Origin of the sequence: Streptomyces lonarensis, assembly GCF_012033735.1 — a bacterium.
Lineage (GTDB): Bacteria > Actinomycetota > Actinomycetes > Streptomycetales > Streptomycetaceae > Streptomyces > Streptomyces lonarensis.
Window position 1 is genome coordinate 1 of sequence record NZ_JAAVJD010000215.1, and the last position, 9,095, is coordinate 9,095.

Below are 9,095 nucleotides of genomic sequence, written 5' to 3' on the forward strand. Positions count from 1 at the left end.
CGGCGGTGGCGACCATCGCCTGCTCCGCGTCCGCCGCTTCGGCACCGGCCACCTCGCGGCGGCTCAGCCGGGTGACGGCGAGGACGTGGCCGGCGGTCAGCGCCGCCGCCGGCAGCGCCCGCCGGGCGCCGCCGGGGCCGGCGCCGAGCAGCACGTCCAGCGCCCGGGCCGCGGCCATGGTCGGTGGGCCGAGCGGGGTCGACTTGGTGACCAGGTCGTACGTCCACACCGCTCCGGCCAGGGGCAGCGCTCGGGTCAGCAGGGCCCGTCCGCCGCCGCCGGCCGCGGCGAGCGCCAGCCCGCCGGCGGTCAGTCCCACCGCCGTGGCCAGCGCGGCGTTCGGGGTGACGCGCCCCGAGGGGATGGGCCGGGCGGGCCGGTCGCGGGCGTCCTCCTCGCGGTCGGCCCAGTCGTTGAGGGCCATCCCGGCCCAGTAGAGGCAGGCGGCACCGGCGGCCGTGAGGGCGGTCCGCCCGTCCAGCGGCCGGCCGGCCGCCGCGGCGCCGACCACGACGTCGCCGGGGACGGTGAGCGCGGCGGGGGCGCGGACCAGCTCGGCGAGGTCCGCGACCCGGGGCGCGGCGGTACCGGCGGTCACGCGGCGCCGCCCGGGGTGGCGGCGGGCGCCCCCGGGCCGTCGGGCCCGCCGGGCGCGTCCGGCCCCTCGGCGTCCTCGGCGTCCTCGGCGTCGTCGGCGGTCGCCCAGGAGACGAGCGTGTCGAACTGGCGCGTGAGGTCGTGCTCCCGGCTCCCCATGGGCTCCTTGAAGAAGAAGCCGAGCGCGGGGAGCAGTCCGCCCTCGCCGCGGCGGCGCGCCATCGCGACCAGCCGCACCAGGTCCAGAACGAGGGGCGCCGCCAGCGCCGAGTCGCAGCCCTGCCAGGTGAACTGGAAGGTCATGCGGTTGCCGAGGAACCCCTCGAACAGCACGTGGTCCCAGGCCGTCTTCCACTCGGTCATCTCGGGGACGTTGTCGATGTGGACCAGCCCCTCGACGGGGTGGCCCAGGATGTCCTGCACCGCGCGGGTCTTGGTCTCCGTCTTGGACCGGGCGGCGTCCGGGTCGGCGAGCGTGGCGCCGTCGCCGCCGCCCAGCAGGTTGGTACCCGACCAGGCCCGCACCCGCAGCGCCCGGTGCAGGAACATCGGGGCCAGCGCCGTCTTGACCAGGGTCTCGCCGGTCTTCCCGTCGCGGCCGGCGTAGGGCAGGCCCGCCTCGCGCGCGAACTCGTCGAGCGCCGGCAGCGAGGCGCCCACGGAGGGCGTGAAGTTCACATAGCCGCAGCCCGCCTGGAAGGCCGCGTAGGCGTAGAGGGCGCTGGGCGGCAGGACGTCCGCGCCCGACTCCAGGGCGGCGCGCAGCTCGGGGAGGGACCGGTGCGCGGCGCGGGGTTCGACCGGCGCCTCGGTCGAGGCGAGGTTGACGACCACCACCTGTTCCAGGGCGTTGCGCTCCCGGAACGACACGAGGTCGGCGGCGAGCCGGGTGACGGTGGCCCACTGGTCGCCGTCCTGGTCCTCGCCGGAGGCGGCGCCGGGGCGTATCTCCTCCTCGGCCGCGCGCAGCGCGTCCTCGACCTGCGGCAGGAGGTGGGCGGGGAAGACCCCGGCCTCCGCGAGCTGGGCGGCGCGCTTGGTCAGCGGCACGCCGACCATGTCGTGTCCGCCGAATACCAGTTCGGTGTGGTGCGGCAGATCGGCGTCGCGGAAGAACGGGAGTTCGGTGACGCAGCCGGTGGGTGAGGCCAGCTTTCCTGCCAGCGCGGCGGCGCCGACGGCAACCGTCGTGGCGACCGAACCGCGCGCGCCGACGATCCAGATGCCGACGTTCGTGGAGTCCGCCGGAGCGGACGGAGCGTGATGTGCAGACATGTGGGGCACGCCTCCAGTGGGACGGAAATCCGCTGGTCCGGGGCCGGTTCTCCAGTCCCGAGCGATCATGGAATTATACATCTGGCCTTACATATCGACCCCGTTCGTCATGCGCTGATTTCCTCGCCGAAACATGCTCCGACCAGCCCGCACCGGCCGTGCGCCCCAGTCGCCGCCGGCCCGGGGAGCGCGCCGCCGGCGACCGGATGCGCCCGGCGTGCGCCGAGGCCGAACTCGCCTGCTCCGCACCGGCCTTCACCACTCGGCCACGCCGCCGCCACCGAGCCACTAGGCTGGCCGGTCCGGTGCGAGCGCGTCCGCCGGTCCCGGCCGCCGGAACCACCGCGGCCCGGCCCCGCCGGCACGCACCACAGCAGGGAGCGAGACATGGGCACCACCGACGCACCGCCCGCCACCCCCGTCCAGGACCGGTCCCGTACCCACGCCGGGCCCGTCGTGCCGCGCATGGTGCTCGGGCTGCGGCTGCGTCGCCTCCGGGAGGCCCGGGGCATCTCCCAGGAGGAGGCCGGCGCCGTCATCGGCGCCTCGCACTCGAAGATCTGCCGGCTCGAACTCGGCCGCACCGGATGCAAACCCCGCGACATCGGCGACCTGCTGTCCCTCTACGGCGTCCGCGACCCGGCGGTCCGCGAGACGGTGCTCGGCCTCGCCGCCCAGGCCAACCGGCCCGGCTGGTGGCACACCTACGCCGACCTGCTCACCGACAGCGCCCAGGCGTACCTCGGTATCGAGCAGGCCGCTGCCGTCATCCGCTGCTGGACCCCGCAGACCGTCCCCGTGCTGCTGCGCACCCCGGACTACGCGCGCGCCGTCTCCCGCGCCGTCCACCGGGCGGCGGGCGAGCCGGAGATCGAACGCCGCGTCGAGCTGGAGATCCGGCGCGCCCGCGTGCTGGAGGGCCCCTCCGCCGCGCGGCTGTGGGCGGTGGTCGACGAGTCGGCGCTGCGCCGACCGGCCGGCGGCGCGGAGACGATGCGCGGACAGCTGCGCCACCTCCGCGAGATGGCGGCGCTGCCCCAGGTCACCGTGCAGATCCTGCCGTTCGACGTCGGGTGCCACGCGGGGCTGGGCGGTCCCGTGACGCTGGCCCGCCTCCCGGGCGGCCTGCTGCCGGACGTCGCGTTCGTCGAGCAGCACGCCACAGTCGCCCAACTCGACCGGCCGACCGAGGTCGAGCACCTCTGGGATGTGGTCAACCACCTCGCGGTCCAGGCCGCGCCCCCCGCGGAGACCCCGGGAATCCTGACGCGCCTGCTGGACGGGGCCGACCTCGCCGTGTAGCGCCCGCCGTGCGGGCGCACCGTGTCACCCCCCGCGGGCCGGCCCCCCGTCGGCAGCGGTGGTGGCCCCGGCCGACCGACCGGCTCCGTCCGGACCGGTCAGCTCCTCGACCTCGCGGCGCAACTGCTCGCAGGTGTCGCGGAGCAGCCGGGAGACGTGCATCTGCGAGATCTCCAAGTGATCGGCGATGGAGCGCTGCGTCATGTCGCACCAGAAGCGCAGGTAGAGGATGCGGCGCTGCCGCTCGGCGAGTCGGTCCAGCCCGGGGCGCACCGCCTCGCGCCGGACCACCTGCTGGTAACCCGGGTCGAGCGTGCCGAGCGTCGCCAGCAGGGTGTGGCCGCCGCTCGGGGCAGTGGGGTCGGAGTCGAGGGAGAGCACTGAGTAGCACTCCAGCGCGGACAGCCCCAGGCGTACCTCCTGTGGCGTGAGGCCGGTGTGCGCGGCCAGCGCGGCGGCCCCCGGTACCCCGCTGTGGTCGCCGGTGTCGAGGTCCTTCACCGCCTCCCGCACCGCCCGACGCAGCTCCTGCACCCGGCGTGGGACGTGCACGTCCCACGTGCAGTCGCGGAAGTGGCGCTTGATCTCCCCGACGATCATCGGGACGGCGTAGCTCTCGAAGGCGTTGCCGCGCTCGGGGCGGAACCGCAGCACCGCCTTGGTCAGCCCGAGGGCGGCCACCTGCTCCAGGTCCTCGGTGTCCTCACCCCGGCCCTGGTAGCGGCGGGCCAGCCGCCGCGCCATCGGAAGCCAGGCGCGCACCACCCGGCCGGTGAGCACCTCCCGGGCCGGCCCCTCGGGCAGGGTCGCCAGGAGGGCCTGTTCCCGGGCGGTGTCGGGGGCGTCGTCGTGGGGATGCCGGCCGCGCCGTGGCACGGCCCTGGCCGGACGTGCGGTGTCGTTCATCGGGCTGCTCCCGGACGGGCGGCGGCCGGTCGTGGTGCCGACCGGTCTCGGTGGGGAGGCCGGCCCGTGCGAGCCGCCGACTCCCCTCCACCACCATGGCGCCTCCCGGCGCGTCCGTCCTGCGCAGCGGTCCACGGGGATGACGGGCGGGCGCGGTGGGGGCGCGGCCGACGCCCCTGTCCGTTGCCCGCGCCGCGCTGCCGCCGCGTCGCCGGGCTGCGAGCAACCGGTTCCGGATGCCGGGGCGGAGCGATTAGAACGCGCGGGGCGGGGCACCCGTCGTGTCCGCGTCGCGCGGCGACATCCCCTCCGGCCGGAAGGCAGGCAACCGATGACCGTACCGCCACCCCCGCCCGACGGCCCGGGGCCGGTCCCCCCGCCGGAACCGGTTCCGCACCCCGGCCCGACCCCCGAGCCGGACCCGGGGCCGCCGCACCCGGAGCCCCCGCCCTCCCCTGGGCCCGCACCGGACCCCGGTCCGCCGCACCCCGGGCCGGGCCCGGAGCCCCACCCGGAGCCCGATCCCGGCCCGCCGCGCCCCGCGCCGCCGCCGACCCCCGGCCCGACACCGGAGCCGGACCCCGGCCCGGGCCCCCACCCGGTTCCCTGAGCATGACGACGCGGGGGTGTCCAAAGGCCTCGTCGCCTCCGGACACCCCCCGCGCTCGGTTGTTCGAGTCGGTGAGAGGTCAGCCGGGGCCGCCGTTGGCGATGATCCAGACCGCGTAGCAGACGAAGAAGCCGACCACCAGCGCGACGGTGACGAACAAGGCGGTGAGCGGACCGCCCGCCCAGCCGCGGGTCGGGTTGTTGGTGTCGGCCGGCCCGCTCTCCGACATGCTGCCCTCGGCGGGCGGTGTGTCGCCGGTCTGCTGGGCCCCCGATGCGTCGACGCCCGCGGTGTCACGCGGGTCCGGGTCCTGGCTCTGTGGGTTCATCGCCCTCGGGTAACCCGTTCGACGCGATTGACACATCCGCCCCCGGAACGGCGGGGGCCGCCGCGGGGCGCCACGCCCGGGTGTACTCCGGTGGTGCGACGGCACGGTGCCGGTTCGGACAGATTCTTCCCCTTGTCGTGCACCTGTCTGAGTCCGGGGGGTGTCGCACACCGGCGCGCGCTCCGGCTTCCCCGCAAAACTCCCGCACGTGCGACGCATCAAGTGGGTCGGGGTGGGCAATGATGGTGGTCGCGCCGTCCTCACGGTGCAATCGCACGGAAGGCGGAAGGGCCGTTCGCCTCGGGTGCCGCAGTGGCGCCGGGAGTCGGGAGCCCTCGGCCGTGTGCGATCTTTCCTCGCAGGTCCAAGCGTTTGGAGCACACTTTCATGGAGTCCTTCGCCAACGGAGTCCCGGCCACCGAGATCGAGGGTGTCACCTGGGTGAAGAGCAGCGCGAGCAACCCGGAGGGCAACTGCGTTGAAATCGCACAGCTCACGGACGGTGGGTTCGCGGTGCGCAATTCCCGCCACCCCGAGGGGCCCGCGCTCGTTTACACGCGTGACGAGATCGCCGCGTTCGTCGAAGGAGCACGACGTGGGGACTTCGGCTTCGTGAGTGGCTGAAACCGACCGGCGCTCTCTGGTCGGCGCCCCCGCCCGGCCGCATCCGGAGATACTGACGATCGCGAAGTCCGCAGTCGAAGGAGCTCCAGGTGGACCGTCCGGACCGTCAGGACCGCAAAGTTGTACCGCTCGATCTCGCACGAGCCGACCAGGACGCCGGTGGGCCCGTCGCCGCGGGCAAGGTGCTCGGCACCTACCTGCGGCGGCTTCGTGTGGACCACGGCTACCTCCTGAAGGAGGTGGCGCCGGTCATCAAGGCGTCCCCGGCGAAGGTGTCGCGTCTGGAGCGTGGTGAGAGCCCGGCGAAGCGCAAGGACGTGCTGGACCTGCTCGAGTTCTACGGGGTCACCGACTCCGAGGAGCGCGAGGGGATCGCCGGACTGCTGAAGCAGTCCGGCGATCGCGCGTGGTACCACCAGTTCAGCGACGTCATGCCCGGCTGGTTGGAGCGGCTGATCGGCATGGAGGCCGCCGCCGACGAGATCCGCACCTACGAGATGCAGTACGTACCCGGCCTTCTCCAGACGCCCGACTACGCTCGTGCCGTCGTCTCGCTCGCCTTTCCCGACCCCCTCCGCGTTCCACATCGAGCGCCGGGTCGAACTGCGGCTGGAGCGGCAGCGACTCCTCCAGACCGCGGGCGCGCCGCGGATGGTCGCCCTGTTGGACGAGGGCGTACTGATGCGTCCCATCGGTGGTGCCACGGTGATGCGCGGTCAGCTGCGCCACCTGCAGAATCTCGCCGACACCGCCCGGGGCATCAACATCCGGATCATCCCGTTCACGGCGGCCGCCGGCAGCACCGCGCCCAACGCCGGGGTGACCTACCTGAAGTTCCCGGCCGGCGGGCCGGAGGAGATGGTCTACCTGGAGCAGTTGCACGGCGCCCGCTACCTCAGCTCGCAGCGCGAGGTCGAGGCCTACCGGCAGACCTTCCTGCTCATGGCCGAGGCAGCCCTGGACCGCGAGGGCACCCTCGACCGACTGCAGCGCGCCATCGACGCGACGCGGGACTGACCGCGCGGCGCGTGCGCCGCCGCTGCCCGGCTCCGGCGACCGCCGACCGGCCACCACGGCACGCGGACGTGCGGCACGCGGACGTGCGGAGGGCGCCACCCCGGCCCGGGGCGGCGCCCTTCGCACGTCCGCGGCGCGAGGGGTCAGGGCTTGCGGGCGAGCGCCCCGTACTCGATCCACTCCTGCGTGGCCTGCCGGGGCGAGACGTCGCTGTCGGGCTGCCAGAGCGAGACGTCCGTGGGCTCGTCGACCAGCTCCAGCCCCTCGAAGTAACGGTTCACCTCGTCGAAGGAGCGGACCCTGCCCCAGGTGCCGCCGGTGGTCTCGCGCATGAACTCCGTCACCGACTCCCGGACGGCCTGGTCGTCGCTGGCCAGCTGGCAGACCACCACGTAGCTGCCGGAGGGCAGCCGGTCGACGACGCGCCGCACGAGCCCCCACGGGTCGTCGCTGTCGGGGATGCAGTGCAGCACGCTGACGAAGAGCGCCGCCACCGGCTCGTTCAGGTCGAGCAGCTGTCGGGTGTCGGGGTGCGCGAAGATGCCTTCGGTGTCGCGCATGTCCGCCTGGATGACGGCGGTCCGCTCGTTCTCGTCCAGCGCCGCGCGTCCGTGGGCGAGGACGACGGGGTCGTTGTCCACGTAGATGACGTTGCACTTCTCGTCGACGCGCTGCGCGACCTGGTGCACGTTGTCCTGCGTGGGGAGGCCGGAGCCGTGGTCGAGGAACTGCCGTATCCCGTTCGAGGCCAGCCAGTGCACCACGCGCTTGAGGTACAGCCGGTTGATCACGGCCAGTTCGCGGGTGCTGGGTGCGATGCGGAGCAACTCGTCGCAGGCTTCCCGGTCCGAGGCGAAGTTGTCCTTGCCTCCGAGGAGCCAGTCGTACATGCGCGCGACACTGGGCTTGCTGACGTCGACAGTAATGTGAATCTCCCTTGGTAGCCGACCGCTTCGCGCGTACCGAGGTCGCGAACGGCCGCCCGCCGGGGTTGTACGCCGGACGGGTGGCCCATGCTAGGCGCGGCCGTTCGCGCCGGACCAGCGATGCGGTGGGCAACGGTTCGCCGCGGGGGCGCGATTCGGCCAGTGCGGGCCGGTGAGGCCCGCGGGGGGCACGCCGGGCCTTTTCGGGAGAGTCGGCAGCCGGGTCCTACGGCTGGAATATGCCGCAGGAATGTTGCTGCGGGGTGAGGCGGCGCTCCGCGGCGCGCAGGTCGGCGAGCAGCCGGGTGCGGGGAACGCCGATGAGGTCGGCCGCCTCGTCCGTCGACAGGCGCAGGCAGTGGACCAGGGAGACGGCGTCGGCGTGGCGCGCGGAGAGGCCGGGGCGCCGCCCGGACCGCTCGGCCTCCCGCCCCGCCCGGGCCGCCTGTTCGGTGCGTGCGGTGAGGAAACGCCAGGCCGCGGCGGCCGGGCTCTCACTGCTGAGCACCTTGCCCCACTCCCGGGCGAGGTCGGCGAAGGTGGCGTCCACGACGATCCTGCCGGCGCGTGCCGATCCCAGTCGCAGGGTGGCGTAGTCGAGGTACGCGCCGCGCCGGTACCCGCAGAAGGCGGCGAACGAGAGCGTGGTCAGTGTCCTTGGCACATGCACCCCCGAGATCGGAGGGCAGGAGCGCGGCGCGGCCCGGGCCGCCGGTTCCGCCCCGCTCGGTCCGGCGGAGACGACAGGTTACGGCCAGGTGACAACGTCCGAAATGATGCTGCGTCAGGAGCGCACGGTGCGGAGCGAGTGGCGGGCCGGCCGGGCCGCCGCCTGCGGGCGTCCGTGGTCGGCGGCGGTGGGGAGCACCGGCCGGCCCGAGCCGTCGGGCGGCCGGGCGGAGGGCACGGCCCGCGATGCTGTCGGTTCATGGTCGGTCCTCTGCTGTGGGGGCGGCCGGTGCCCGGTGCCCGGTGCCGCGTCGAGGAACCCGGGAGTCCCGGGGTGCCGGGGTGCCGGGGTGCCGGGGGCGAAACCGTAGCGCCGCGGACGGGCGGGGGCCATCCCCGCCCGAGCGTGCAAACCGAGGGGGCTTGACGTGCCGACGGGGCGCACAGCGCGGCCCCGATGTGCGCCCCGACGCGCCGGCCGCGCTTCGCTCGTTCGAAAGGAGCGAGCGAGCGGTCTGTTTCAGTCGCCGGACGGTCGTCGGTGTTCGACCGGGACGGCGTCGCGTCGCGCCCCGTGCGCCCCAGCGGCACCGTGCCGACGGTCCTCCCGGACGGTTCATCGGGCGAATAACCCTTTCGGGTGAAGCGGTCCCGGTGGTTATCAGCGGCCGGTGCAAATGCGGAGCGGCGGCCCCGCGCGGTTGCGTGCGGCGCGGCGCGCGACCGGCCGGACCGGCGCGTACGCCGGAGCCCGCCCCGCGCGACGCATCGGCCGGAGGCCCGTCCGGCGGGCACGGTCCGACGGGGGTGAGCCGCGGCGGGCACGGCGCGGGGGGGGGGG

9 protein-coding genes and 1 pseudogene are annotated in these 9,095 nt (G+C 74.6%); 4 read left to right on the forward strand and 6 right to left on the reverse strand.

Annotated features, from left to right (window positions below; translation table 11 throughout):
• Positions 1 to 598: SCO3242 family prenyltransferase (locus HCN56_RS20570; protein WP_167973309.1), on the reverse strand; the 598-nt coding region annotated here is incomplete at its 3' end.
• Positions 595 to 1,872: an inositol-3-phosphate synthase gene (locus HCN56_RS20575; protein ID WP_167973311.1), complete on the reverse strand. Its 1,278-nt coding sequence runs from the start codon at positions 1,870 to 1,872 to the stop codon at positions 595 to 597. The genes HCN56_RS20575 and HCN56_RS20570, both read right to left, overlap by 4 nt.
• A gap of 387 nt (positions 1,873 to 2,259) precedes the next feature.
• Here HCN56_RS20575 and HCN56_RS20580 point away from each other — a divergent pair, with 387 nt between their 5' ends.
• Positions 2,260 to 3,174: a helix-turn-helix domain-containing protein gene (locus tag HCN56_RS20580; RefSeq protein WP_167973313.1), complete on the forward strand. Its 915-nt coding sequence runs from the start codon at positions 2,260 to 2,262 to the stop codon at positions 3,172 to 3,174.
• 24 nt (positions 3,175 to 3,198) lie between these two features.
• On the opposite strand, the gene HCN56_RS20585 is transcribed toward HCN56_RS20580, so the two are convergent.
• Both HCN56_RS20585 and HCN56_RS20590 read right to left on the reverse strand, forming a co-directional pair.
• On the reverse strand, positions 3,199 to 4,080 hold the full coding sequence (locus HCN56_RS20585) for a sigma-70 family RNA polymerase sigma factor (protein ID WP_167973315.1): 882 nt from the start codon (positions 4,078 to 4,080) through the stop codon (positions 3,199 to 3,201).
• Between the two features lie 689 nt (positions 4,081 to 4,769).
• Entirely contained in the window at positions 4,770 to 5,018 is a 249-nt protein-coding gene (locus HCN56_RS20590) for a DUF6480 family protein (protein ID WP_167973317.1), read from the reverse strand.
• A 387-nt stretch (positions 5,019 to 5,405) separates the two neighbouring features.
• Between HCN56_RS20590 and HCN56_RS20595 the strand changes: the two genes are divergently transcribed.
• The 3 genes and pseudogenes from HCN56_RS20595 to HCN56_RS20605 all read left to right on the forward strand — a co-directional run bounded on the left by HCN56_RS20595 (position 5,406) and on the right by HCN56_RS20605 (position 6,659).
• Positions 5,406 to 5,642, forward strand: a complete 237-nt coding sequence (locus HCN56_RS20595) for a DUF397 domain-containing protein (protein ID WP_167973325.1) — start codon at positions 5,406 to 5,408, stop codon at positions 5,640 to 5,642.
• Between the two features lie 239 nt (positions 5,643 to 5,881).
• Positions 5,882 to 6,148 (forward strand): annotated as a pseudogene (locus tag HCN56_RS27455) (helix-turn-helix domain-containing protein); the annotation flags it as partial.
• A gap of 34 nt (positions 6,149 to 6,182) precedes the next feature.
• Positions 6,183 to 6,659, forward strand: coding sequence for a DUF5753 domain-containing protein (locus tag HCN56_RS20605; protein WP_167973319.1), 477 nt, complete (start codon positions 6,183 to 6,185; stop codon positions 6,657 to 6,659).
• A gap of 143 nt (positions 6,660 to 6,802) precedes the next feature.
• On the opposite strand, the gene HCN56_RS20610 is transcribed toward HCN56_RS20605, so the two are convergent.
• Complete coding sequence (locus HCN56_RS20610; protein WP_312871325.1) at positions 6,803 to 7,591, reverse strand: SAM-dependent methyltransferase; 789 nt, start codon at positions 7,589 to 7,591, stop codon at positions 6,803 to 6,805.
• Between the two features lie 220 nt (positions 7,592 to 7,811).
• Entirely contained in the window at positions 7,812 to 8,255 is a 444-nt protein-coding gene (locus HCN56_RS20615) for a hypothetical protein (RefSeq protein WP_167973323.1), read from the reverse strand.
• Positions 8,256 to 9,095 lie beyond the last annotated feature (840 nt).